Below are 23613 nucleotides of genomic sequence, written 5' to 3'. Positions count from 1 at the left end.
CCCGAGGAATGGAGAACCGATCATGCCACAAGCCATCGTCGTTGAGCAGCCGGGCGGCCCGGAGGTCCTCCGGATGGCCGAGGTTGCGCGCCCGGTGCCGGGCGGCTCCCAGCTCCTGGTCGAGGTCGCCGCCGCAGGGGTCAATTTCATCGAGACCTATCAGCGCAGCGGCATCTATGCGATAAACCTCCCGTTCACCCCCGGAGCGGAGGCGGCGGGAGTGGTGGTGGAGGTCGGCGCGGAGGTCGGCGACTTCGCTGTCGGCGACCGTGTGGCTTTCGCGGAGGGCATCGGGACGTACGCCGAGTTCGCGCTCGTCGATGAGGTGAAGGCCCTTCGGGTTCCCGACGGCGTCGACCTTGAAACCGCCGCCGCTGTTCCGCTTCAGGGAATGACTGCCCACTACCTGATCAATTCCACCTTCCGCGTCGAGGCCGGGCACACCGTGCTGACCCACGCCGGGGCGGGTGGGGTGGGTCTTTTGCTGATCCAGCTCCTCAAGGCCAAGGGCGCACGGGTCATCACCACCGTTTCCTCCGCCGAGAAGGAATCCCTGGCCCGTGCCGCCGGCGCCGACGAAGTGCTGCGGTACGGCGGGTTCGCCGAAGCGGTGCGCGGCCTGACCGACGGCGCGGGGGTTGACGTTGTCTACGACGGCGTTGGCGCGGCGACCTTCGACGGGTCGCTCAGGAGCCTGCGCGTGCGCGGAACCCTTGTGCTCTTCGGCGCCGCCTCCGGCCCGGTGGCCCCGGTCGATCCGCAGCGCCTCAACAGCGGAGGGTCGCTGTTCCTCACCCGGCCCACACTGGCCCACTACCTGCAGGACGCCGCGGAACGGCGCTGGCGGGCCGAGGAGCTGTTCGGGGCGGTGGCCACCGGCGCCCTCGACGTGCGCATCGGCTCCCGTGTCGCGCTCGCCGACGCCGGCAGTGCGCACGAGCAGCTCCAGGCCCGCCGCACCACGGGCAAGGTGCTGCTCCTGCCCTGACCGGACCGGCGAACAAGCGACCGGGTGAAAAGGGAAGGGCAGGCCGTAGACCGCCTGCCCTTCCCTTTGCCCGTCGGGCCGCGCCGTCAGCGTTGAACCGCGCCGAACCGTTCGGCGGCGAGCCGGGTTGCGGCGTCGCGCGCCGCGCTTGCCTCCTCCGCTGTCAGGGTGCGGTCGGGGGCCCGGAACCGCAGCGCGAACGCGAGTGATTTCCTGCCCGCCTCGATGCCCTGGCCGGAGTACTCATCGAACAGGCTCACGTCCTCGAGCAGATCTCCGGCACCGCTGCGCAGGGCCTCAAGCACCTCCGATGACGCAAGGTCGGCGTCGACGACGAGCGCCACGTCCTGGGTGGTTGCCGGGAAGGTCGAGAGCGGGCGGGCGACGATGACGTCGGCGGCGGCCTCGAACAGCAGGTCGGCGTTCACCTCCAGGGCGACGGTCCGCGGCGGCAGGTCCTGGGCAGCCGTCACCTGCGGGTGAAGCTCCCCGGCGTACCCGACAACCTCGCCGGTGCGCAGTCGCAGCAGCGCGGTGCGCCCGGGATGGAAGGCCTGGTGCAGCCCCTGCTCCACCACGAGGTCGACCCCGAGGACCTCCCCCATCAGGCGCGCCGTCCCCACGGCGTCCGCCCAGTCCCAGGCACGCGGCGCGTAGCCCGGTGAGGGCGGAGCCTCGTTGCCGGTGTACAGCGCGGCGAAGATCAGGGGCTGGTGGGGAATGCCCTCGTACAGACCGTCGAGCACCTCATCGGAGGGCCGGACGCCCAGCGGCGGGATGCTCTCGCTTCCCATGGTCTCGGACGGCAGGAACACCAGGCCGGCTTCGAACAGGGCGAGGTCACGGAACCCGCGCGAGAGGTTCCGTTTGGCCAGTTCAATGAGCCCGGGCAGCACCGACGTGCGCAGGTATCCCAGTTCCGCGCTCAGCGGGTTGGCCAGCTTGACCGCCGGCGCGGGCCGCTCGGCGTCGGGCGAGCCGAACAGGTCGTTGCCTGCCTTGCTGACGAACGGGTAGGAGAGCACCTCGGTCATCCCCGACGCCGCGAGGGCGTTGAGGAGCCGCCGGCGCTGCTGCTGGACGCGGGTGAGTCCGCGTCCCGGAGGCGCCGTCGGGAGCGTCGAAGGGATCTTGTCGTAGCCCACGAGGCGGATGATTTCCTCGGTGAGGTCCTCCCGGGTTTCGAGGTCGGGCCGCCAGCTGGGCACGGTCACGGTGTACCCGGCGGGTGCGGAGTCGACGGCCGCCCCGATGTCTTCGAGGGCGCCCGTGATCTGGTCCGCGGTGAAGTCGACGCCGATCAGGCGCGCGGGGAAATCCGCGGGCAGCTCGATCGTGACGGGTGCGGGCGGGGTGCCGACGTCGGTGGCTGCGGTGTCGGCAGTTCCTCCGGCGAGGGCGGTGATGAGCTCCACGGCGCGCTGCGCCGCGATGTCGGCGACGTTCCAGTCGACTCCGCGCTCGAAGCGCTTGGAGGCCTCGGAGGGAAGCCGGTGGCGCCGGCGCGTGCGGCCGATGCTGACCTCCTCGAAGTGCGCCGATTCGATCAGGACGTTCGCGGTTGCCGCGGACACCTCGGTCGAGGCTCCTCCCATGACCCCGGCGATGCCGATGGGGCCGGATGCGTCGGTGATCAGCAGATCGCCCGGGTCGAGCGCGCGGTCCTTGCCGTCAAGGGTTGTGAGTTTTTCCCCTGCTCCGGCCCTGCGGACAACGATTTCACCGGAGAGGCGGTCGAGGTCGTAGAAGTGGAGCGGCTGGCCCAGTTCGAGCATGACGTAGTTCGAAATGTCGACGACAAGGGAGATGGAGCGGATTCCGGCGAGGCGCAGCCGGGCGCTCATCCAGGGCGGGGTCGGCCGCGTGGGGTCCACTCCGCGGACGGTCCGGGCAACGAAGCGGTCGCAGCCGTCCTTGCCGTAGATGGGCGCGGAATCCTCGAGGCGCACCGGGTATCCGGCGCCCTGGGACTCCGGAACGGTGACCGTGCCGGCCGGGTCGATGAACTTCGTTCCGGTGGCGTGAGCGTATTCGCGGGCGACACCGCGGATGGAGAAGCAGTAGCCGCGGTCGGGCGTCACGTTGATCTCGGCGGCCTCGTCGTACAGCCCGAGGAGTTCCATCGCGTCGGATCCGACCTCCGGGTCGAGCCCGAGGGTGGAAAGGACGAGGATGCCGTCGTGGTCGTCGCCGATTCCGAGTTCGCGGACCGAGGCGATCATGCCGGCGGAGACGTGCCCGTAGGTCTTCCGGGGGCTGATGGCGAAGTTCCCGGGGAGGACGGCTCCGGGAAGGGTCACAACGACCTTGTCGCCCTCGGCGAAGTTGTGGGCGCCGCAGACTATGCCCTGGACACCGGTTGGGTCGATGCCTTCTCCGGAGAGCGCCTGCGCGGCGCCGTCTGGCACCACCTGCACCTGGCACCAGTTGATCGTCTTGCCGTTGGACTGCGGCTCCTTGACGATGCTGAGGACCCGGCCCACGACGATCGGGCCCTTGAGCTCGTCGGTGGGCCGGTGGACCGCTTCTTCCTCGAGGCCGACCGTGACAAGGTCGGCCATCACGTTCTCTGCAGTTGCTTCAGCAGGCACCGCGGCGTATTCGCGCAGCCATGAAAGGGGGACTCTCATTTAGATCTCCATCCCGAAGTGCTGGCTGAACCGGACATCGCCTTCGATGATGTCGCGCATGTCGCTTACCTCATTGCGGAACATGAGGGCGCGCTCGATGCCCATGCCGAAGGCAAATCCCGAGTAGACCTCGGGGTCGATCCCCGCGGCGCGCAGGACGTTGGGGTTGACCATGCCGCAGCCGCCCCATTCAATCCATTGGGCGCCGCCCTTGGCGCCCGGGTGCCAGATGTCCAGTTCCGCGCTCGGCTCGGTGAACGGGAAGTAGTTGGGCCGCAGGCGCACCTTGGCCTCGTCGCCGAAGATCTGCCGGGTGAAGTGTTCCAGTGTCCCGACGAGGTCCGCCATGGTCAGCCCCTTGTCGATGGCCAGGCCCTCGAACTGGTGGAAGACGGGAGTGTGGGTCGCGTCGAGCTCATCGGTGCGGAACACCTTGCCCGGACACAGCACGTAGATGGGCACGTCGCGCTCGAGCATCGAGCGGACCTGCACCGGCGAGGTGTGGGTGCGCAGCACGAGGTGGGCACTGGGCGGCTCAACGAAGAACGTGTCCTGCATTTCGCGTGCCGGGTGGTCCGGCTTGAAGTTCAGCGCATCGAAGTTGAACCACTCGGATTCAAGTTCGGGCCCTTCGGCGATCTCCCAGCCCATTCCAACGAAAACGTCGATGACGCGGTCCTGGAGGGTGGAGAGGGGGTGGCGGGCACCGGCGGCGCGCCGCCTGGGGGCGGCCGTGACGTCGACGGCCTCCTCGACAAGGATGCGGGCGTCGCGCTCGGCCTCAAGCTCGGCGGTGCGCGCGGCGAGGGCGGAATTGATCCTGCCCCGCGCCGGGCCGATGTTCTTGCCGGCGGCGGCCTTCTGGTCCTTGGCGAGGGCACCGATCCCCCGGTTGGCCAGGCTGAGGGCAGACTTTTCACCGGTGTGGGCGATGCGGACGGCCTTGAGGGATTCGAGGTCCGGGGCGCCCTGGATATCGGCGAGCGCACGCTCGACGGCGGCCGTCACGGCGGCTGCGTCGAGCGGGTCGGGAATCCCTGCGCCGGGGCCTTCGGCCCCGGACTGCTGTGGAGAATCAGACATTCGGATGCTTACCTAGCACTCTCGTTGCGGGTCCGGCGGACGCAGGAACACTGCGGAGCCGTTCGTGGAAGAGCCGGGAGCGGCGGCGCTGCGCTGCTGCTTCCGGCATAGCCAGTCTAGTTGAACGGCGGCTAGGATGACCGCATGAGCTCCGGCGAGGCAGTGGTGCGGGCCCTGAACTGGGTCAACCTGTCGACTCCCTGCGGACTCCTCCTGGCGCGGCTGAAGCGCTGCACCGTCTCCGAAGGGCCGATGCGGCTCATCCTCGCCGAGGGATACACCGGGCGGTTGCCGCTCGCGCGGGCGTTCACGGTCGGCAATGTCGTCTTCGTGCGCGGCCGGCTCCCCCGTGCGAGCGGGTCGCTGCTCGCCCACGAGGCCCGGCACAGCAGGCAGTACGCCGCCTGCTGCGGCCTGCCGTTCCTGCCCCTCTATTTTGCCGCCGTCCTCTGGTCGCTGCTGCGCACCGGGGACCCTGCCTCGCGCAACGTGTTCGAGCGCAACGCGGGCCTGGGCACGGGCGGTTACCTTGAGCGGCCGGTCCGGGGGCTGCGGAGCGCAGCACGTGCCCGGAGGCGCCGGAAGACCGGCACCTGAATCAGCGCTGCTGGTGCACCACGGGGGAATACCGGCCACGGTGTATTTTCTTAGAACGTATGTTCTAATTCAACTATGCGCTGGGATGCACAGAAGACTAAGCAGGCCCTGCCGGCCACCGGCTCCGACGCCCTGCTGCCGCTGTCCGGGTTGGTCCGGACGGTCCGTACGCCCGAGTTCGCGGGCATCACCTTCCACGAGGTGGCTTCGAAGTCCGTCCTGAACCGGGTGCCAAGCACCTCGGGAATGCCCTTCGGCTGGACGATCAACCCGTACCGGGGATGTTCCCATGCATGCGTCTACTGCTTTGCCCGCAATACCCACAGCTACCTGAACCTCGACGCGGGCCTCGACTTCGATTCCCAGCTGGTGGTCAAGATCAACGCCCCCGAGGTCCTGCGACGGGAGCTCGCCCGGCCGTCGTGGAAGCGCGAGCATGTGGCGATGGGGACGAACACCGACCCCTACCAGCGGGCTGAGGGGCGCTACCGCCTGATGCCGGGGATCATCACGGCCCTGGCGGACTCCGGGACCCCGTTCTCGGTGCTGACCAAGGGAACCCTCCTGGCGCGGGACCTTCCGCTGCTCATCAGCGCGGCGTCGTCGGTGGAGGTGGGGACCGGCATTTCCCTGGCTCTCATGGACCCTGCGCTGGCTGAGGCGGTCGAACCCGGGACGCCGGCGCCGAAGGCACGCCTTGCGCTGATCAGCCGGCTGCGGGATGCGGGGCTGCCGTGCGGTGTGATGGCCATGCCGATCCTGCCCTGGCTTACCGACAGCGACGAAGCCCTCGACGCACTGTTCTCGGCCCTCGCGGCCGCCGGGGCAACGGGAGTGTCGGCCGGGGCCCTGCACCTGCGTCCCGGTGCGCGGGAATGGTTCCTGAAGTGGCTCTCCGCCAACCACCCGGCGCTGGTTCCGCGGTACCGCACCCTCTACGCGGGCGGCTCCTACGCGTCGAAGGACTACCGGCAGTGGCTTGCGGGGAGGGTCAAGCATTTCCGGAAGCTCCACGGGATTCCCTCCGGGGCCGGATTCTTCCGCAACCTCTCACCGGCGGAGACGGAAACCGGAACAGCAGCCCAGGACCGGCCGGCTCCGGGCCGACCCCAGCACCGGGAAACGCCGGAGCCTACGCTCTTCTAAGCCCGTCGTTTCTCGCCCCGCCTACGCTTTTCCGGGCCCGCCCTGCGGGAGCGAGGGTGCGAGCGGTCCGAGGCCGAGGCCGCGGCCGCGGCCGACGACGACGCGCAGGGCATCGACGATCGGGCGGTCGGCCGGAATCCACGGCAGTTCATCGAGGGCGCCGGCGTCGCCCAGGGACACCCAGCGCAGTTCGTCATGGTCCTGGAGGGGCTGTGCCGTACCGTCAGCCACCTCGGCGAACCAGACACGCATTGCCGCTCCGGCGTTGAGCGGCCAGCCGGCGGGAAGCGGGCCGGCCACTTCGGCGCCGAGCCGGACGGTGATCCCGAGCTCTTCGAGCAGTTCCCGGTGCAGGGCGTCGGTGACGGCTTCCCCGGATTCGACCTTGCCGCCGGGGAACTCCCACATCCCGGCGAACTGCTCGGGGGCGGTGCGGCGCGCGACGAGGAGCAGGGAGGGCCGGGAGAGGGAATCGACGACAGCCGCTCCGACGATCTGGCGCAGGGCGGGAGAAGTTTCGCTTGGAGTCACCGCAGAAGTGTATCCAGCCGGTGGACCGGAGCCGGACCGGTCAGCTCTCCTCCGGATGGACCAGCCGTCCGTCCCCGGGCTCGTCGAAGTGCTCGGGGTTCAGCTCGTGCCGGTATTCCCCGTGCGGGCTCACACCCGGGACGCGCTGCCCGGCATTGAGCTGCGTGGAGGTGTAGGCCTCCTCGGAGAACTCTCCAGCGGCGTCGGCGCCGGGCTCGGGAACGTTGATGTCCTCCCGCAGGTGCTCACTCTGCGGTAACTGCAACTTGCGAGAAAACCAGCCCATTACCTAAGCCAATCAGATCGGCGCCGCTTTGGCCATGCACGGATTCGGGACGCGGGTGTGGCAGGCAGGGATTCGGCAGGCACGGAAGTGGGCGGGCACGAAAGTGGGAGGGCGGACGGTGGGCATTCTGCAGGGTTGGCGCCGCTGCGGTCGAGGCGGCCCCGTAGACTTGCAGTGGACAAAGGCGTCGTGTGCTGCCGCCGGCGGCACACCTCCCTACGCCGAAAGAAGTTAATGGCTGCCTCCCAGCGTCCTCTTGTCCTCACGCCCCGCCAGCTGTCCCTGGCCATCACCGCCCTGGCGGTGGGTGGTTTCGGTATCGGCACCACCGAGTTCGCCATCATGGGCCTGCTTCAGGAGATGGTGAACGACCTGCGGATCAGCTACACCGAGGGCGGGCATGTTGTCTCCGCCTACGCGCTCGGCGTCGTGGTGGGTGCGCCGATCCTCGCAACGCTTGGTGCCCGCAGGCCCCAACGCACGATGGCCCTGTGGCTCATGGTGCTCTTCACGGTGGGGAACCTCTCCTCGTTTTTTGCCGCCGGCTACGGCTGGCTGCTTCTGTCCCGCTTCCTTTCCGGGCTCCCCCACGGCGCGTATTTCGGTGTTGCGGCGGTCATCGCCGCGTCACTGGCCAAGCCCACGAGGAGGGCATGGGCCATTTCAATGGTCATGGTGGGGCTGAGCGTCGCCAATGTCGTGGGAGTGCCGTTCGCCACCTGGCTCGGCCAGCAGTTCGGGTGGCGCACCATGTTCCTGCTTGTCGGGGTCATCGGGTTCGCCACGCTCCTGCTGATCCTGCGGTTCGTGCCCCTGCAGGAGGTTCACCCCGATGCGAGCATCCGCAGTGAACTCAGCGCGCTCCGCCGCTCCCAGGTCTGGATGACGCTCCTGATCGGCACGGTCGGCTTCGGCGGCTTCTTTGCCGTCTACTCGTACATCTCCCCCACCATCACCGAGGTCACCGGGCTGCCCGTGGGCGTCCTGCCGATCGTCGTGGCCCTCTACGGTGTGGGCATGCTCGTTGGGAACGTTGTGGGCGGCCGCATCGCCGACCGCTCCGTCCTCGGGAGCATCTACTGGGTGATGGGCGTCATCATCGTTGTCCTCCTGCTGTTCCCGCTGGCGGTGGGCTGGGCCCCGACGGCCTTCCTGTTCGTGTTCCTTGTCGGCGCCAGCGGCGCATCGCTGATCCCGTCGCTTCAGACGCGGCTGTTGGATGTCTCCCCCGGGGCCCCGTCGCTCGCATCGTCGCTCAACCATGCAGCACTGAACATCGCCAATGCCCTTGGCGCCGCCGTGGGCGGCGTCGTCATCGCCGCGGGGTGGGGGTTCACCGCTCCCGCGCTGGTGGGCGCCGGCCTCGCCGCGGTGGGGCTCTTTGTCGCACTCATGAGTGGCAGGATCGATGCCCGCCGGAGCACCGCGGCGCGGGAGCTGCAGCCCGTCGCCTGACGTACCGCGGTCGGGCGCCGGGCCGGCCTGCCGGAAAAAGGCTGGAGCCTGCGCTTCGGCGGGGCTGGATGGGCAGTGCCGGACGACGGGCGGGGCTCGAGGTGAAGGGTCGGCAGCGCCGGCGTCAGGAGCGGCGCTGGGCGCGGGCCGATGCGTAGAGGCAGACGGTTGCCGCGGTTCCCACGTTGAGGCTTTCGGCTTTGCCGTACACCGGAACGGCCACCCTGTGGTCGGCGGCCCCGGTGAGTTCCCCGGGCAGGCCCTGCGCTTCGTTGCCGAAGAGCCATGCCGTCGGGTCCTCGAGCCGGGCGCCGGCACCGTCGGGCCCTGCCGCAGCAGTCCCGGGCAGGAGCCGGCGGGCGGCGCTTTCGTCCTGGAGGGCATCGAGATCAACGGTTCCGTACCCGTCGGCGGCAAGGACGGCGACCGACCGCGCCTTCAGCGCTTGAAGCAGGAGTCCGGGCTCCGCCCCGAGAACCACCGGCAGGTGGAACAGGGAGCCCGCGGTGGAGCGGACGGTCTTCGGGTTGTAAAGGTCGACGCTTGAGGCGGTGAGGATCACCGCGTCGGCTCCCGCCGAATCGGCGCCCCGCAGGATCGTCCCCGCATTCCCGGGGTCGCGCACCTCGACCAGGACAGCGACCAGCGCAGGACTGCGCTCCAGCACCGCCTCGAGGGGGACGTCGAGGAAGGAGCAGACGGCGATCCACCCCTGCGGAGTGACGGTCGATGACATTGCGGCGAGCACTTCGTCGGTGACCAGGCGCGCATCGGGCTGCCCGGAGGAGCCGGTCAGCTCCGCGATGTCCGGGTGGCGTTCGACGGCGGCCGGGGTTGCGTAAAGCTCAAGGACGACGGGCGGCCCGCCGTCCGCCCGGTGCGAGGTGTGGGCGCGCAGCGCCTCGCGTACGGCCTGCGGCCCCTCGGCGAGGAACTGCCGGCGCTTTAAACGCGCCGGACGCCCCGCGAGCCGCGCAACCTCCTTCACCCGATCTGCTCGGGGATTGGACATCGGCGCTGTCTCGGGGCGTCCGGATACAGTCATGAAATTTCAGGCTCCTGCCGGCGGGCCGGCAACGGAAACCTAGGCCTTCGCTGCGGCCTTGGCCTTGGAGGCCCGGGGAGCCTTGGCCACCGGTGCCTGGGCTGCTGCCGGCGCCGAGGTGTCGGCGGGCAGTGCTTCCTTGGCGAGGCGGACCAGCGTTGCGAACGCGGCGCCGTCGGTGACGGCGAGGTCGGCGAGCATGCGCCGGTCAACCTGGATCTCTGCGGCCTTCAGGCCCTGGATCAGGCGGTTGTAGGTGAGCCCGTTGGCGCGGGATGCAGCGTTGATGCGCTGGATCCACAGGCGGCGGAAGTCGCCCTTGCGCTTGCGGCGGTCGCCGTAGCTGTACACAAACGAGTGCAGCAGCTGCTCTTTGGCCTTGCGGTACAGGCGCGAACGCTGCCCGCGGTAGCCCTTTGCGCGCTCAAGAATAACCCGACGCTTTTTGTGGGCGTTTACCGCCCGCTTCACACGTGCCACGTGCGTACTCCTTCAGTAGTTCATCCGGCACGGCCTGAGCCGCAGCTCTCCCCCGGATAGGGGCGCTTTCCCGGAAAGGTTGGTGTGGTCTTAGACGCCGAGCATCTTCTTGATGACCTTGGTGTCGGCCTTCGAAACGATCTTGTCGCCGGCAAGGCGGCGGGTCAGCGTCGAGGACTTGTGCTCAAGGTAGTGGCGGCGGTTTGCCTGCTGGCGCTTCAGCTTGCCGCTTCCGGTCAGCTTGAAGCGCTTCTTGGCGCCACTGTGGGTCTTCATCTTCGGCATGCGAACCGATCTCCTTTTGGTAGCCGCAGACGGTTGTCAGCGGTGTGACGGCGCCCGGAAGCACCTGTGGTTTTACTTGGTCACCCGATGGGATCCCAAGAGCTGGGAGGCTCCTACTCGGAACTTCCAGGCTTTGGCCGGCTCGACGGGCTCTTCGCGGGAGCCGTCCTTCCGGCTGGCTTAGGCACCGCGGCAGGCTTGGGCGCCGCCATCGGCTTGGGCGTAGCAGCAGGCTTGGGAGCAGCTGCAGGCTTGGGTGCGGCAGCAGGCTTCACTGCGGCCGGGCTTGGCGCGGCGGCCGGCTTGGCTGCCGGTGCCGGTGCTGCCGCCTTCGGGGCGGCGGCGGGGGCGGTGACCGGCTTGGCTGCCGGTTCGCTTGCCGGCTTCGAAGCTGCTGCCTTCGGGGCGGCGGTCTTCGGTGCGGCCTTCGGCGCGGCTTCCTTCGCGTCGGGCGCGGCGGCAGGTGCCTGCACGGCAGGTGCCTGCTCGGCCGGCGCCGTCTGTGCCTGCTCGGCCTTCGGCTCCGCGGGAGCTTCGACACTCGGTGCCGATTCCTCGGCCGGCGCAGTCTCGCTGCCGGTGATCGAGTATCCCTCGGGAAGCAGGTCGGCAAGGCTCTGGGTCAGCGGAGCGCCGCTTGCACCTGAAACATCAACGCGTGCTTCGCCTCCGCCGGACTTCGCTGCCTCGTTGGCGGCTTTCGCGTCGGCGCGCTGCGTTGCCCGGCGGGCTTCGGCCTTTGCTTCAGCCTTGTTCTTGACCGGGCCGATGACCATCACCATGTTGCGCCCGTCGATGCGCGGGGACGACTCGACGACGCCAACCTCGGCAACGTCTTCGGCGAAGCGCTGGAGCAGCCGGATACCCATCTCGGGCCGCTGCTGTTCACGTCCGCGGAACTGGATCATCGCCTTGACCTTGTCACCTGCGCCAAGGAAACGGATCGCGTGGCCACGCTTGGTCTCGTAGTCGTGGGTGTCGATCTTTAGCCGGAAGCGGATTTCCTTGAGGACCGTGTAGGTCTGGTTCTTGCGCGCCTCGCGCGCCTTCATCGCGGCTTCGTACTTGTACTTACCAAAATCCATGAGCTTGGCGACGGGCGGCTTGGCCTGCGGCGCTACCTCAACAAGATCCAGGTCGGACTCGGCTGCAAGTCGAAGTGCGTCCTCAATACGGACGATCCCCACCTGTTCGCCGGCAGGTCCGACCAGCCGCACCTCGGAGACGCGGATACGATCATTGATTCTTGGCTCGCTAATGTGTAGCTCCTGATTTCTCTAAGGTCGAGGACCCCTGCAACAGAAGAAGGCCTCCAATTGCATGAGCAATCGAAGGCCTCGGGAAATCAGTGCTGGGGCGCCGCCCGGTCGCTGAACCGGGTGACTCCGGCGCTGTCAGCGCCTGCACCGACCAAACCCGGCTGCCTGAAGCGCTTCATCGGAAGCACCAGGCAATCGCGGGTGGGAGAGGACTCCGCTTGCATACCGAACGTGTCTTTTCCCATACCCGCCAAGGGCAGGAAGAGTAACGGCGTTCAGTCGGTCTGTGACAAGCTTACCAGTATGAACAGCCCAGACAGCAATCCGTCAGCCGCCTCCACCGGAGAGCAGCACGCCGGCGATCTTCCGTCGTCGCTGCGACGCAGTTTCGTCGAAGAATCAGCACCCCGCGAAGCGGCGGATGCCGCAGCCGAAGTGAACCAGCAGATGCGCGACATCGCGGAAGTCGCGGCGGTTGAGGTAATCACCACCTCGGCCGTGCACCTCATGAGCGCCGCGGCCGTCAAGTGTGGTCTTGCAGCCGGCGACGACGCCGAGGAACTGAAGGACCTCGACGAGGCCCGCAAACTGATCACCGCCCTTGCAGGGTTCGTGACGGCGGCCGCCCCCGAAATCGGCAGCCAGCACGCAGGCCCCTTGCGTGACGGCCTGCGGTCGCTGCAGCTCGCCTTCCGCGAAGCCTCGCAGATCCAGGATGCGCCGGGCAAGGGCCCCGGCGAGAAGTTCACCGGCCCGGTCAACTAGTCCACCATGTCGCCCAGCACCGAGAAGCCCGGCCGGCACCGCCCGTCCGGGCTTCTTGGGCCCTGGCCGCTGCCAGCGGTGTGAAACTCCGGCCTCGGGCCCGGTGGGCGCCGCCCGTCCCGGCTTTTTGAGGCCCGGTCCGGTGCTAGCGGCGGGAATCCACCCGGCGCCGGCGGACCCGCTGGGCGGCGATTCCGGCAACGCCGATGAGCCCTGCGACGCCGCCGACTGCGGCGAATCCTCCCCAGGGCCCGACAGTGTCGATGAGCAGTCCCGCCAGCGGCGCACCGACGGCCACGCCGGAGGTCAGGGCCGAGCCGTACCAGCCCATCGCCTCTCCCCTGCGCTTCTCGGGCACCAGTTCCGCCACCTTCTCCGATGCGGCGGACAGCACGGGGGCGCACAGCAGGCCGGGAGCCAACGAGAGCAGGCAGAGGGACAGTGTGTCCTCGGCGAAGCCCATCGGGATGGTCAGCACTCCCATGCCCAGCAGGAGGAGCATCGGGGAGATGGGTTTATGGAGGGCACCGTAGAGGAGCCCGCCGAGAATCGATGCCGCACACCAGGCGGCGAAGACGAGGCCGATCTGGTTATCCTTGCCCGTCTGCTCGAGGGTCGCGATGATTCCGACCTCAGTGCCGGAGAGGGCGAGTCCGGCCGCCGCGGCGACCGCCATGACGACGGCCAGCGGGACCGTGAGCCAGGGGAAGCCTGCGCTGAGCTTTCCGCGCATCCTCGTGCCCACGGACCGGCCTTCCCGGGTCAAGAGCTCCGCCGAGGCCTCATTGACGTGGGCGGGCGCCGAGGAAACCACTGCTTCAACCGCCAGCGCCGTGTCCTCCGCCTCGGTGGGGGCGGGCAGTGCGCCGGGCTGGCCGGTGCGCGTCGGTGGATTGAATGCCATGAGCATCAGCCCTGCGGCGGCGGTGGCGAACCCGATAAGGGTCAGCCCGAGAACCGTTGAGACCTGGGTTGCGAGAACGATGCCGGTCGCCGGGCCAACCATGAAGATGGTTTCCGTGGCTATCGCATCGAGGGTGAATGCGGTGCGCCGTGCCTTTCCCTCGACGAGCACGCCGAGGGACTGCCGGACCACCGAGAACACCGGAAGGGTGAACAGCCCTCCCACCAGGGCGGCGAGCAGCAGCCATTCGTAGGGCAGGCGCGGGGCGATCGACCAGATCACCGCTTCGGCGATGATTGAGGGAATCAGTGCGCGGCGCAGGCCCACCCGGTCCACGCGCCGCCCCCGCCAGGGGGCGCCGACGGCGATGCCGATCGTGACGAGGGCGGCAACCGCACCGGCGGCGGCATAGCCGCGGTCGAGGGTCTGGACGACGTGGAGGGTGAGCAGCACCCCGGCCGCCGAGTGAGGGAACCGCGCGATCATGCCGACGAGCAGGAGCCTGCGGACCGGGACTATTCGAAGCAGCTCGCGGTAGACAGCGAAGTTCACAGGCGTATTCTCTCTCCGCGGGTTTCCCGCGCGTTCAGCTGATTATCTTGATTTCGAGCGAGTCGACCCGCTCAACGAATTCTCTCCGTGTTGAAAGTGAAGCGCGCAGCCGTCCGACCAGATCCCTCACTGCGGTCGGCGACAGTCCCGCCTTCAGGCGGACCTCCATGCGCAGCTCGGGGCCAGTTCCGCCGCCGGAGGCAAGCCTACCGTCCGCCGCCCGCGCCGCGACGCCGGAGCCTGCACCGAGGCGGACCTCGAGGATGTCATCCTCCCCGGCGCTGACCGAGGAGACCACGCCTGTGAGCGCAGGGTCGCGGTAGGACGGGATCCACCGCGTCTGCTGGGCCAGCGCCCACATCGCCGGTCGGCGCACAACGAACGTGAAATCGGCACCGGGATCGATGACGAGCAGTTCGACGTTTTCCGCCACCGCCGCAAGCGCCGCGCGTGCGGCGTAGGCCGCCACGGGGCGGGCCTCGGGATGCCATGCCTGGAGCGCCGCGTTCGAGCTGAACACCGGAAGCGCCGTCCGCCCGCCGGGGGCCTTCAGCGTGACAAGGGCCATATCTGCTGCCTTGTCCGAAACTACTCCCCCAACCCCCGCGGCGGCCTCGGCGAGCTGGGCGACGATGGGAATGAAGACCCGCACCGATCCGAGCGCCGCAACCACGTCTTCTTCAGTGCCGGAGCCCTCCAGCAGGGCCTGGACCGCGGCCGTGTAGGCCGGAGCAGCGGTGCCGTCGTCGGCGTCGAAGTTGTGCAGCGGGTTGCCCCCGCCGGAGAGGTCGCGGCCGGCCCACGGCCTGCCGGCTGAATCCGTGAGGTTGCCGGCGAGGGCGGCGGCGATATGCGCCGGGAGCTCCCTCCCTGTCACCCGCGGGGTTCCGGGCGTCCCGCGACGTCGAGCGCCTCGGGAAGGGTGAAGGCGCCGGCGTAGAGCGCCTTGCCGACGATGGCTCCCTCAAGCCCGCTGGGCACGAGCTGGCGCAGGACGGCGAGGTCGTCGAGGCTTGAGATTCCGCCGGAGGCTACGACAGGGCGCGAGGTCCGCTCGAGCACCTGCTGGAGCAGTTCGACGTTCGGCCCGCGGAGGGTTCCGTCCTTCGTCACGTCCGTCACCACGTACCGCGCGCATCCGGCGTCCTCGAGCCGCTCCAGGACCTCCCAGAGGTCGCCGCCCTCTTGGGTCCAGCCGCGGGCGGCAAGGGTGGTGCCGCGCACGTCGAGGCCGACGGCGATCGCGTCGCCGTACCGTGCGATCGCGCTTGCGGCCCACTCCGGGTTCTCGAGTGCGGCGGTTCCGAGGTTGACGCGTTCGGCGCCGAGCTCCAAGGCCGATTCGAGGGAACGGTCGTCGCGGATTCCGCCTGACAGTTCAACCCTCACGTCGAGCTTGCGCACCACGCGCTCGAGCAGCGCGGCGTTCGAGCCGCGCCCGAAGGCGGCGTCGAGGTCCACCAGGTGAACCCATTCGGCGCCGGCGTCCTGCCAGGCCATGGCCGCGTCGAGCGGATCACCGTAGCTGGTTTCACTGCCCGCCTCCCCCTGGACCAGGCGCACGGCCTGACCGTCGGCGACGTCCACTGCGGGAAGGAGTTCGAGGCTGGGAGTCTCGGTGAAGGGGCTCATTTTCTTCTTTCGACGGGCTTATCGGGAGAGGGGTTGCGGTCGGGTCATCCGGGCAGGGTGAAGAGGTAGGCGCCGACCAGGGCCATGCCCGCGAGGACCCAGAAACTGATGCTGAGGGCTTTGGGCAGGCCCTGGCTCCGGAAGGAGATGGCGCCGCCGATCAGCAGACCGGCCAGACCCATCATGAGGACGCTGAGCACGGCTACCGGAGTCCCTTGGTCCAGTTGCTCAGCAGCTGCGCCCCGGCGTCGCCGGATTTCTCGGGGTGGAACTGGGTGGCGCTCAGGGGCCCGTTTTCGACGGCGGCGATGAACTCTCCGCCGTGGTCGGCCCATGTCACCTGCGGCGGCCGCATGTCCGGCTGCGTCACCTCAAAGTCCCACCGCTGCACGCCGTAGGAGTGGACGAAGTAGAAGCGTTCGTCTTCAATGCCGTCGAACAGGCCCGACCCGGCGGGTGGCCGGACCGTGTTCCAGCCCATGTGCGGGACGACTTCGGCCTTGAGCCGCTCGACGTTTCCCGGCCATTCCCCCATTCCGGGGGTACGCACACCATGCTCGACGCCCTCGTCGAAGAGGATCTGCAGCCCCACGCAGATGCCAAGGACCGGACGGCCTCCCGCGACGCGCCGGCCGATCATCCTCAGGGCGTCGACGTCCTTGAGCCCCTTCATGACGGCTGCGAACGCGCCAACGCCAGGCACGAGGAGGCCGTCGGCGTTCAGTACGTCGTCGGCCTTGGCGCTGAGGGTAACCTCCGCGCCGACCCTTTCGAGGGCGCGCACCACCGACCGGACGTTGCCCGAGCCGTAGTCAAGCACTGTCACCTTGGACACTGTTACAACGCGCCTTTCGTTGAGGGAATCCCGGTGACCCGGGGATCGGTTTCGATTGCGGCCCGCAGTGCGCGGGCGAACGCCTTGAACTGCGCTTCGACGATGTGGTGCGGATCCCTTCCGGCAAGCACATTGAGGTGGAGGCAGATCCGGGCATGGAGCGCTATGGCTTCGAAGACATGGCGGGTGAGCGACCCGGTGAAGTGCCCGCCGATCAGGTGGTACTCCTGGCCGGCCGGTTCTCCGCCGTGCACGAGGAAGGGCCGTCCGGAGATGTCGACGACGGCATGGGCCAGGGCCTCATCCAGGGGAACGGTCGCCTCCCCGAATCGGCGGATCCCCGCCTTGGTGCCCAGCGCCTCGTAGAGCACCTCGCCGAACGCGATCGCCGTGTCCTCCACCGTGTGGTGAACATCGATGTGAGTGTCGCCCGTTGACTTCACGGTGAGGTCGATCAGGGAGTGCTTCGCGAGGGCGGTGAGCATGTGGTCGAAGAACGGCACGGTCGTGCTGATGTCGGATTCACCGGTGCCGTCGAGGTTCACTTCGACGAAGACACTCGATTCGCTGGTGATCCGCTCAATCCGGGCAGTGCGGCCGGCGGAGATCTGCACGGTCATGACGGTCCTTCGTGTTGGGGGAAATTCGAAACTGCACCGCCCGCCGGTGGCCGGCGGCAGCGAACATACCTACAAGTCTAGGAGACGACGGTCAAAGCAGCCGTTTCAGGGCGTCAAGGAACACCGAAGTTTCGGCTTCCGTCCCCGCGGTGACCCTCAGGTGGTTTGGAATGCCCACGTCGCGGATGAGCACCCCCGCCTCCAGGAGCCCCTGCCAGACCCGCCGCGGCTCCGGCAGCCCTCCGAAGAGGACGAAGTTGGCATCCGAGGGCACAGGGGCCAGGCCCATGGCTCCGAGCTCGGAAACGATGCGGTCGCGCTGGCCCTTGATCGCCTCCACGTTCGCCAGGAGGGTCGACGCGTGGGTCAGGGCCGCGTTGGCGGCAGCCTGCGTGATGGCCGAAAGGTGGTAGGGAAGCCGCACCAGGCGCAGGGCGTCGGCGATCTCCGGGGCCGCGGCAAGGTAGCCGAGGCGGGCTCCGGCGAGGGCGAACGCCTTGCTCATGGTGCGCGAGACGATGAGGCGCTCCCGTCCCGGGAGCAGCGTGAGCGCACTGGGAGTGCCTTCATGGGCGAACTCGGCGTAGGCCTCGTCAACGATGATGATGGCTTTCGCCTCCTCCCCCGCCGCGTAGGCGGCCTCGACGACATCGAGGCCCAGCGCGGTCCCGGTCGGATTGTTCGGCGAGCACAGGAAGACCACATTGGCCCCGGTGGTGCTTACGGCATCGGCCACCTCCTCCGCGCCGATATTGAACGAGGCGTCGCGGTGCGCCGTCACATAGCGGGTGTCGGTGGCGCCGGCGAGCAGGGGATACATCGAGTAGGTGGGGGGAAAACCGATCGCTGTGCGTCCGGGCCCGCCGAAGGCCTGGAGGACCTGCTGGAGGATTTCGTTCGACCCGTTCGCGGCCCAGACCTGATCGGGCGTGAGTCCGTGGCCGAGATATGTGGCGAGATTGGCCCGGAGCTCGGAGAACTCGCGGTCCGGGTAGCGGTTGAGCCCCACCGCCGCACTGCTTACCGCTTCGACTATTGCCGCATGCACATCCATGGGAACGCCGTGGGTGTTCTCGTTGACGTTGAGCAGGATGGGGACGTCGAGCTGCGGGGCCCCGTACGGGTGCAGCCCCACGAGGTTTTCTCGGAGCGGGAGGCGGGACAGGGACTCAAGGCGGTCGGTCACCCTCCGAGTTTAAGGGACGGCCCGGCCGCCGCGGCAATCGGAAACCGTGGGATCGCGGACGGCTGAATCGGACAGGCTGAATTCGAGCGGGGTGGATCGGGCCGGCAGGGTCACCGGGCGACGGGCACCGCGACCGCCTGGCCAGCCTGGACAACCGAGGATCCGAGGTTGTTCAGCTCGACGATGTCCGAAACCACGTCGCGGGGGTCGCGCTCGGGGGCGAATTCGGCGGCCAGTGACCAGAGGGTTTCACCGGGGGCGACGTTGACGCTGACTGTCTCGGTCAGTGCTCCGGCGGTCGTTTCGGCTTTAGCCGGGGCTGTGAGGGCCGCGGCGAGGAACACGAGGGCCGCAACGACAAGCACCACGGGCGCACCGATGAGCAGCAGCCGGCCCCGGCGCGTGAGCCGCAGGGGGCTGTTCAGTTGGGCCGCCCCGCTTCTGGCTGCGGGCCGTCGAGCGGCCGTTCCGGCGAGTGGGACTGTTGTTGCGGTCATGACGTGCACCTCTTCTGGAGTTTCGAATACATCCAACCTGTGCCGAGCTTTAATTAGAACAAGTCTTCTATTTCCGTACTGGTTATTCTTAGCACTTGTTATCGAACTTTGTCGAGACTCGCTCGAATATATGTTTGAAAACACGGTGGTACTGGCCTAGCGTTGAGGTCAGGCGGAGCAGGAATCGGAAGTGGGTGGACCGGGCCCTGTTTCCGCCACAACCCACAAGACCAGACGCCACCGACAAAACAGGTCCATGCGGGCCGGCCGGGGCAGGGCAGGACACGGAAGGACAGGCCAGTGGCACAGCAGAGCACGGCAGGGAGCGGGGCGCCGGGCGCGCCGCAGGCCGGAGCGTCGGCGGAGGCAGCCGGCCCGGTCGCCGACCCGGTGGCCACACCGCTGCGCGGCAGGCCGCGTGGACGCACGGTGCCCAAGGGGCTGAGCCCGCGGCAGATGAAGATCCTCGAGACGATCCAGCGGTCGATCGCCGCGAACGGGTATCCGCCGTCAATGCGCGAAATTGGTGACACCGTGGGGCTCGCCAGCCTTTCGAGCGTCACCCACCAGCTTTCCCAGTTGGAGCGGCTCGGTTATCTGCGGCGCGACCCGAAGCGCCCGCGCGCCATGGAGGTGCTCCTTCCGCTGACCCTGGGCGACCGGCCCGCGGCTGCGGCAGGGCAGCCGGGGGCCGCGGAGCAGGGCCTGCGCACGCTGGAGTTCCCGGCGGCCGTCGACACGGCCCTCGTGCCGCTGGTGGGGCGGATCGCCGCGGGCGGTCCGATCCTGGCGGACCAGGTGGTCGAGGACGTCATGCCGCTGCCGCGCCAGCTTGTGGGGCACGGAGAGCTGTTCATGCTCAGGGTTTCCGGGGACTCGATGATCGACGCCGCAATCTGCGACGGTGACTGGGTTGTGGTCCGCCAGCAGCAGAGCGCCCAGAACGGCGACATTGTTGCGGCGCTGCTCGACGATGAGGCGACGGTGAAGACCTTCCGCCAGCGCGACGGGCACACCTGGCTGCTCCCCCAGAACACCCGGTACGAACCGATCCTTGGCGACCACGCAAGCATCATGGGCAAGGTCGTTTCGGTGATGCGCGCCCTCTAGGCCGGACGCGGGGGCGCCAAGGCACTCTGCCTGACCGGCCGGGCGAGGCGGCCCGGCCGGCCTGGCGGGACGGACATTGAGAGTCCCGCCCGCCGGGCTCAGCGCACTCCGGCCGAAAGCCTTTCGAGGATTCCCAGCGCCGTGGGCCGGTCGGTGGTCGACCAGAAGGGTGGCATTGCCGCCCTGAGGAACGACCCGTACCGCGCATTGGCCAGCCGCGAATCGAGGACAGCGACAACGCCCCGGTCTCCGCTGGCGCGGATCAGCCGTCCCGCGCCCTGCGCCAGGCGCACAGCGGCGTGGGTGGCCGACACGCTCATGAACCCGTTGCCCCCCGCCCGCGCGACGGCCCGCGTGCGTGCCGTCATCAGTGGATCATCAGGCCGTGGGAACGGGATGCGGTCGATCACCACGAGCCGGCAGGACGAGCCGGGCACGTCCACGCCCTGCCACAGCGACATCGTCCCGAACAGGCAGGTGTCCGGTTCCTCGGAGAACTGCTTCACCAGCGATGACAGGGAGGACTCCCCCTGGCACAGGATTTCGAACCCAAAGCGGGGGCGCAGCGCCTCGGCGGCCTCCTCGGCGGCACGCCTTGAGGAGAACAGCCCGAGCGCTCCGCCGTTTGAGGCTTTCAGCAGGGCCGCGAGCTCCTCGAGCTGGGCCTCCGAGGTGCCGCGTTCGGGTTTTGGGAGGTCCTTGGCAACGTAGAGCACGCCCTGCCGGGGGTAGTCGAACGGGCTGCCGACGTCCACGCCCGTCCAGGAAGGGGCGCCTGTCCCGGTGAGGCCCAGCGATCCCGCCACCGGGCCGAATTCGGAGCCGATCGCAAGGGTGGCCGAGGTGAGGACGACCGTATGGTCGGCAAAGAGCCCCTCGCGCAGCCGTGCCGCAACCGACAGCGGAGCCACGTTGAGCGTTGCGGGGGCGCTTTCGTCAACCTGCGCGTACCCCGCGCCGGGGGTGAAGGTGCTGGGCCGCGAGGCCCAGACGACCTCGTTCGCTGCTGCCGCCCCGAGGAGCCGTTCCGAGAGTTCGAAGACGACCAGCAGCCGCGATCGGGCGAGCTGCCTGCCGCCGTCGGCGTCGGCGGCCTCGGACTTCCCGTCGGGCTTGATGTCCGACATCGCCGCGCGCGAGGCTTCACGCACCTGTTCAAGCACCTGCTCGAGTTCCTCGGACAGGGGGCCCGGCATCAGCCCTGACTGCAGGCCCGCCGTCGCGGCTTCGAGGGCGCGCCCGGCGGAGTCGAGCGGGTCGGTGCGGATCGAGGCGTGGCGCCGGGCCGCCGTGGCGGCGGCACTGACCATCGACGCGGACAGTGCACCGGAGACCGCGCCGGTCACCCTGTCATACAGTTCGTGTGCCTCGTCGATCACCACGACGTCGTAGTCGGGCAGCACGGCGATGCCCTCGAAGGCGCTGATGGCAAGTAGAGCATGGTTGGTGATGACGATGTCGGCCGATGCCGCCTTCTCCCGTGCCTTCTCGCTGAAGCACTCGGCGGCCATAGGGCACTTCTGCGCGCCGAGGCATTCCATGCTGCTGACAGAGACCTGCCGCCAGGCGCGGTCGCTCACCCCGGGCACCAGCTCGTCGCGGTCTCCGGTCGCTGTGTCCTCGGCCCACTCGCGCAGCCGCACCACTTCGCGCCCGAGAGCGCTGGCGGGGCCTCCGGGTGCGGCACCGGGTGCCGGATGCGGAGCCGCGGTGTCCTCGCCGAGCGAGAAGAGGGTGTCGCGGGCGTCCTCCTCCGGGAACCCTCCCCCGAGCTTGTGCTTGCACACATAGTTCGCCCGGCCCTTCAGCAGCGCCACATCCACGGGGCGCGGCAGGGAGGGCCCGACCGCCTTCAGCAGGCGGGGCAGGTCGCGCCCGACGATCTGCCCCTGAAGGGCGAGGGTAGCGGTGGAGACCACCGAGGGTTTTTCGCTGTCGAGGGCATGGGCGATCAGGGGAAGCAGATACGCGAGGGACTTTCCGGTGCCGGTTCCGGCCTGGACGAGCAGATGGTCGCCGGTGTCGATGGCGTCGGTGACCCGGCGTGCCATTTCGTGCTGCCCTGCCCGGTTCTCTCCACCCATTGCCGCAACGGCGGCATCGAGCAGCTGCAGTGCCAAGGGCCCCCGCGCGTCACTCATGCCGCAGGTACGGCTCCAGTTCCGCAGCCAGGCCTTCCTTCACCATCACCTCGAGGCGGGTTCCCTCTTCCCCATGGTCGAGGGTGAGGATCTCGGCATCCTCCTCGTGGAGCCTGCTGATGATCTCACCGTGCTCATACGGAACCAGCAGCTCGAGCTTCACGCCCGGCCGCGGGATGGCCGAAGAGATCAGTGCCTTGAGCTCATCGATGCCCTCGCCCGTGCGGGCCGAGACGACGACGTTGCGCGGCTCCCGCTGGCGCAGTCGCTCGACGACGAACGGATCCGCCGCGTCGGCCTTGTTGAGGACCACGATCTCGGGGATGTTGCGTGCCTCGACGTCGGCCAGCACGGCCCGCACCGCCGCGATCTGCCCTTCCGGATCGGGGTGGGACGCGTCGACGACGTGGAGGATCACGTCGGAGTCGGCGACCTCCTCGAGCGTCGAGCGGAAGGCCTCAATGAGCTGCGTGGGAAGCGACCTGACGAAGCCGACCGTGTCGGCGAGCGTGTAGCCGATGCCGTCGGGGGTCTCCGCCTTGCGCACCGTCGGGTCAAGGGTTGCGAACAGCGCGTTCTCGACGAGCACGCCGGCGTCGGTGAGCCGGTTCAGCAGCGAGGACTTGCCCGCGTTGGTGTACCCGGCGATGGCGACCGAGGGCACCTGGTTGCGCCGCCGGTTCGACCGCTTGGTCTCCCGCGCAGGCTTCATTCCGGCGATCTCACGACGCAGCTTCGCCATCCGGGTGCGGATCTTCCGCCGGTCGAGTTCGATCTTCGTCTCACCGGGGCCGCGGGATCCCATACCCGCGCCGGCGCTTCCAACCTGGCCGCCGGCCTGACGGGACATTGACTCGCCCCAGCCGCGCAGGCGCGGCAGCAGGTATTCGAGCTGGGCCAGTTCCACCTGGGCCTTGCCTTCGCGCGACTTGGCGTGCTGGGCGAAGATGTCGAGGATCAGGGCGGTGCGGTCGATGACCTTGACCTTGACGATGTCTTCGAGGCCGCGGCGCTGCGAGGGCGACAGTTCGCTGTCGACGATGACGGTGTCGGCGCCGGTGGCCGCGACGATCCCCTTGAGCTCCTGGGCCTTTCCGGACCCGAGGAAGGTTCCGGGGTCGGGCTTGAGGCGCCGCTGGACGATGCCGTCGAGCACTTCGGATCCTGCGGTCTCCGCAAGGGCAGCGAGCTCCTGGAGCGAGTTCTCGGCGTCCTGGGCGGTGCCGTCACTCCACAGCCCGGCAAGAACCACACGCTCAAGGCGCAGCTGCCGGTATTCGACCTCGGTGACGTCTTCGAGTTCGGTGGAGAGACCGGCGACGCGCCGTAGGGCGTGCCGTTCGGCGAGGTCCTGCTGGTCGCCGTCGAAGCTTGAGTATTCCGCCGCTTCCCCCGAGAGCGCCTGGGCCCGGGAGCGCCAGGTTGTTGCACCGGATTCCGGGTCGGGCTGCTTCAGCGCAGCTGCCGATTTAGAGACGACCGCCTCGTCGTGAGCGAGAATGCGGTCAATGACGGCTTGGATCTCTTCGGGGCCCATGTCGGCTCCGGCGGATCCTCCGTGATTCGTGGTCATAGTCTCCCTTGTA

24 protein-coding genes are annotated in these 23613 nt (G+C 68.7%); 6 read left to right on the top strand and 18 right to left on the bottom strand.

Going from position 1 to position 23613, the window contains the following annotated elements; genetic code table 11:
* Window positions 1-22: 22 nt before the first annotated feature.
* The gene (locus AC4D2R_RS15945; protein WP_490941083.1) at window positions 23-988 is read left to right on the top strand and encodes a quinone oxidoreductase family protein; all 966 of its coding nucleotides are present in this window, start codon (window positions 23-25) and stop codon (window positions 986-988) included.
* A gap of 86 nt (window positions 989-1074) precedes the next feature.
* Here the strand turns inward: AC4D2R_RS15945 and pheT are convergent, their stop codons facing one another.
* Window positions 1075-3618 (bottom strand): phenylalanine--tRNA ligase subunit beta, encoded by a 2544-nt coding sequence (pheT, locus tag AC4D2R_RS15940; protein WP_490941082.1) that lies wholly within the window; start codon window positions 3616-3618, stop codon window positions 1075-1077.
* The gene (pheS, locus tag AC4D2R_RS15935) at window positions 3619-4701 is read right to left on the bottom strand and encodes a phenylalanine--tRNA ligase subunit alpha (protein ID WP_490903738.1); all 1083 of its coding nucleotides are present in this window, start codon (window positions 4699-4701) and stop codon (window positions 3619-3621) included.
* Between the two features lie 144 nt (window positions 4702-4845).
* On the opposite strand from pheS, the gene AC4D2R_RS15930 reads away from it, so the two are divergent.
* Together AC4D2R_RS15930 and AC4D2R_RS15925 are read left to right on the top strand one after the other, a co-directional pair.
* Window positions 4846-5298: a hypothetical protein gene (locus tag AC4D2R_RS15930; RefSeq protein WP_490941081.1), complete on the top strand. Its 453-nt coding sequence runs from the start codon at window positions 4846-4848 to the stop codon at window positions 5296-5298.
* A 75-nt stretch (window positions 5299-5373) separates the two neighbouring features.
* Window positions 5374-6444: an Rv2578c family radical SAM protein gene (locus tag AC4D2R_RS15925; protein ID WP_490941080.1), complete on the top strand. Its 1071-nt coding sequence runs from the start codon at window positions 5374-5376 to the stop codon at window positions 6442-6444.
* A 21-nt stretch (window positions 6445-6465) separates the two neighbouring features.
* Here the strand turns inward: AC4D2R_RS15925 and AC4D2R_RS15920 are convergent, their stop codons facing one another.
* Together AC4D2R_RS15920 and AC4D2R_RS15915 are read right to left on the bottom strand one after the other, a co-directional pair.
* Entirely contained in the window at window positions 6466-6975 is a 510-nt protein-coding gene (locus AC4D2R_RS15920; RefSeq protein ID WP_490941079.1) for a (deoxy)nucleoside triphosphate pyrophosphohydrolase, read from the bottom strand.
* 40 nt (window positions 6976-7015) lie between these two features.
* The gene (locus AC4D2R_RS15915; RefSeq protein WP_490941078.1) at window positions 7016-7261 is read right to left on the bottom strand and encodes a hypothetical protein; all 246 of its coding nucleotides are present in this window, start codon (window positions 7259-7261) and stop codon (window positions 7016-7018) included.
* Between the two features lie 234 nt (window positions 7262-7495).
* Here AC4D2R_RS15915 and AC4D2R_RS15910 point away from each other — a divergent pair, with 234 nt between their 5' ends.
* Window positions 7496-8716: an MFS transporter gene (locus AC4D2R_RS15910; protein WP_490903743.1), complete on the top strand. Its 1221-nt coding sequence runs from the start codon at window positions 7496-7498 to the stop codon at window positions 8714-8716.
* 124 nt (window positions 8717-8840) lie between these two features.
* Here the strand turns inward: AC4D2R_RS15910 and AC4D2R_RS15905 are convergent, their stop codons facing one another.
* The 4 genes from AC4D2R_RS15905 to infC all read right to left on the bottom strand — a co-directional run bounded on the left by AC4D2R_RS15905 (window position 8841) and on the right by infC (window position 11743).
* Complete coding sequence (locus tag AC4D2R_RS15905; protein WP_490941077.1) at window positions 8841-9761, bottom strand: TrmH family RNA methyltransferase; 921 nt, start codon at window positions 9759-9761, stop codon at window positions 8841-8843.
* Between the two features lie 39 nt (window positions 9762-9800).
* Window positions 9801-10241 (bottom strand): 50S ribosomal protein L20, encoded by a 441-nt coding sequence (gene rplT, locus AC4D2R_RS15900; protein ID WP_490941076.1) that lies wholly within the window; start codon window positions 10239-10241, stop codon window positions 9801-9803.
* A gap of 90 nt (window positions 10242-10331) precedes the next feature.
* Window positions 10332-10526, bottom strand: a complete 195-nt coding sequence (gene rpmI, locus AC4D2R_RS15895; RefSeq protein WP_490903746.1) for a 50S ribosomal protein L35 — start codon at window positions 10524-10526, stop codon at window positions 10332-10334.
* 113 nt (window positions 10527-10639) lie between these two features.
* Complete coding sequence (infC, locus tag AC4D2R_RS15890) at window positions 10640-11743, bottom strand: translation initiation factor IF-3 (protein WP_490941075.1); 1104 nt, start codon at window positions 11741-11743, stop codon at window positions 10640-10642.
* Between the two features lie 345 nt (window positions 11744-12088).
* On the opposite strand from infC, the gene AC4D2R_RS15885 reads away from it, so the two are divergent.
* The gene (locus tag AC4D2R_RS15885; RefSeq protein ID WP_490903748.1) at window positions 12089-12550 is read left to right on the top strand and encodes a DUF1844 domain-containing protein; all 462 of its coding nucleotides are present in this window, start codon (window positions 12089-12091) and stop codon (window positions 12548-12550) included.
* 145 nt (window positions 12551-12695) lie between these two features.
* Here the strand turns inward: AC4D2R_RS15885 and AC4D2R_RS15880 are convergent, their stop codons facing one another.
* The 8 genes from AC4D2R_RS15880 to AC4D2R_RS15845 all read right to left on the bottom strand — a co-directional run bounded on the left by AC4D2R_RS15880 (window position 12696) and on the right by AC4D2R_RS15845 (window position 18776).
* Window positions 12696-14006, bottom strand: a complete 1311-nt coding sequence (locus AC4D2R_RS15880; protein ID WP_490941074.1) for an MFS transporter — start codon at window positions 14004-14006, stop codon at window positions 12696-12698.
* Window positions 14007-14040: 34 nt separating this feature from the next.
* A complete protein-coding gene (locus AC4D2R_RS15875; RefSeq protein ID WP_490941073.1) occupies window positions 14041-14883 on the bottom strand; it encodes an SseB family protein in 843 nt (280 codons plus the stop codon).
* Window positions 14880-15638: a bifunctional 1-(5-phosphoribosyl)-5-((5-phosphoribosylamino)methylideneamino)imidazole-4-carboxamide isomerase/phosphoribosylanthranilate isomerase PriA gene (gene priA / locus AC4D2R_RS15870; protein WP_490941072.1), complete on the bottom strand. Its 759-nt coding sequence runs from the start codon at window positions 15636-15638 to the stop codon at window positions 14880-14882. Before priA ends, AC4D2R_RS15875 begins: the two co-directional genes overlap by 4 nt.
* Before the next feature lie 44 nt (window positions 15639-15682).
* Entirely contained in the window at window positions 15683-15838 is a 156-nt protein-coding gene (locus tag AC4D2R_RS15865; protein ID WP_490903752.1) for a hypothetical protein, read from the bottom strand.
* 2 nt (window positions 15839-15840) lie between these two features.
* Window positions 15841-16473 (bottom strand): imidazole glycerol phosphate synthase subunit HisH, encoded by a 633-nt coding sequence (gene hisH / locus AC4D2R_RS15860; RefSeq protein WP_490941071.1) that lies wholly within the window; start codon window positions 16471-16473, stop codon window positions 15841-15843.
* A gap of 2 nt (window positions 16474-16475) precedes the next feature.
* Window positions 16476-17093 carry an imidazoleglycerol-phosphate dehydratase HisB gene (hisB, locus tag AC4D2R_RS15855; RefSeq protein WP_490903754.1) on the bottom strand — a complete coding sequence of 206 codons (618 nt, stop codon included), beginning with the start codon at window positions 17091-17093 and terminating at the stop codon, window positions 16476-16478.
* Window positions 17094-17184: 91 nt separating this feature from the next.
* Window positions 17185-18279 (bottom strand): histidinol-phosphate transaminase, encoded by a 1095-nt coding sequence (locus AC4D2R_RS15850; RefSeq protein ID WP_490941070.1) that lies wholly within the window; start codon window positions 18277-18279, stop codon window positions 17185-17187.
* Between the two features lie 110 nt (window positions 18280-18389).
* Window positions 18390-18776, bottom strand: coding sequence for a LysM peptidoglycan-binding domain-containing protein (locus tag AC4D2R_RS15845; RefSeq protein ID WP_490903756.1), 387 nt, complete (start codon window positions 18774-18776; stop codon window positions 18390-18392).
* 390 nt (window positions 18777-19166) lie between these two features.
* On the opposite strand from AC4D2R_RS15845, the gene lexA reads away from it, so the two are divergent.
* Window positions 19167-19886, top strand: a complete 720-nt coding sequence (gene lexA, locus AC4D2R_RS15840) for a transcriptional repressor LexA (RefSeq protein WP_490941115.1) — start codon at window positions 19167-19169, stop codon at window positions 19884-19886.
* Window positions 19887-19984: 98 nt separating this feature from the next.
* Here the strand turns inward: lexA and AC4D2R_RS15835 are convergent, their stop codons facing one another.
* On the bottom strand, window positions 19985-22027 hold the full coding sequence (locus AC4D2R_RS15835) for an ATP-dependent DNA helicase (RefSeq protein WP_490941069.1): 2043 nt from the start codon (window positions 22025-22027) through the stop codon (window positions 19985-19987).
* Window positions 22020-23600: a GTPase HflX gene (gene hflX, locus AC4D2R_RS15830; protein ID WP_490941068.1), complete on the bottom strand. Its 1581-nt coding sequence runs from the start codon at window positions 23598-23600 to the stop codon at window positions 22020-22022. Before hflX ends, AC4D2R_RS15835 begins: the two co-directional genes overlap by 8 nt.
* Window positions 23601-23613 lie beyond the last annotated feature (13 nt).

Source organism: Arthrobacter sp. TJ-217 (assembly GCF_058269255.1).
The sequence above is the reverse complement of the archived record's forward strand: the minus strand, read 5'-3'. Positions and strand labels throughout refer to the sequence as shown.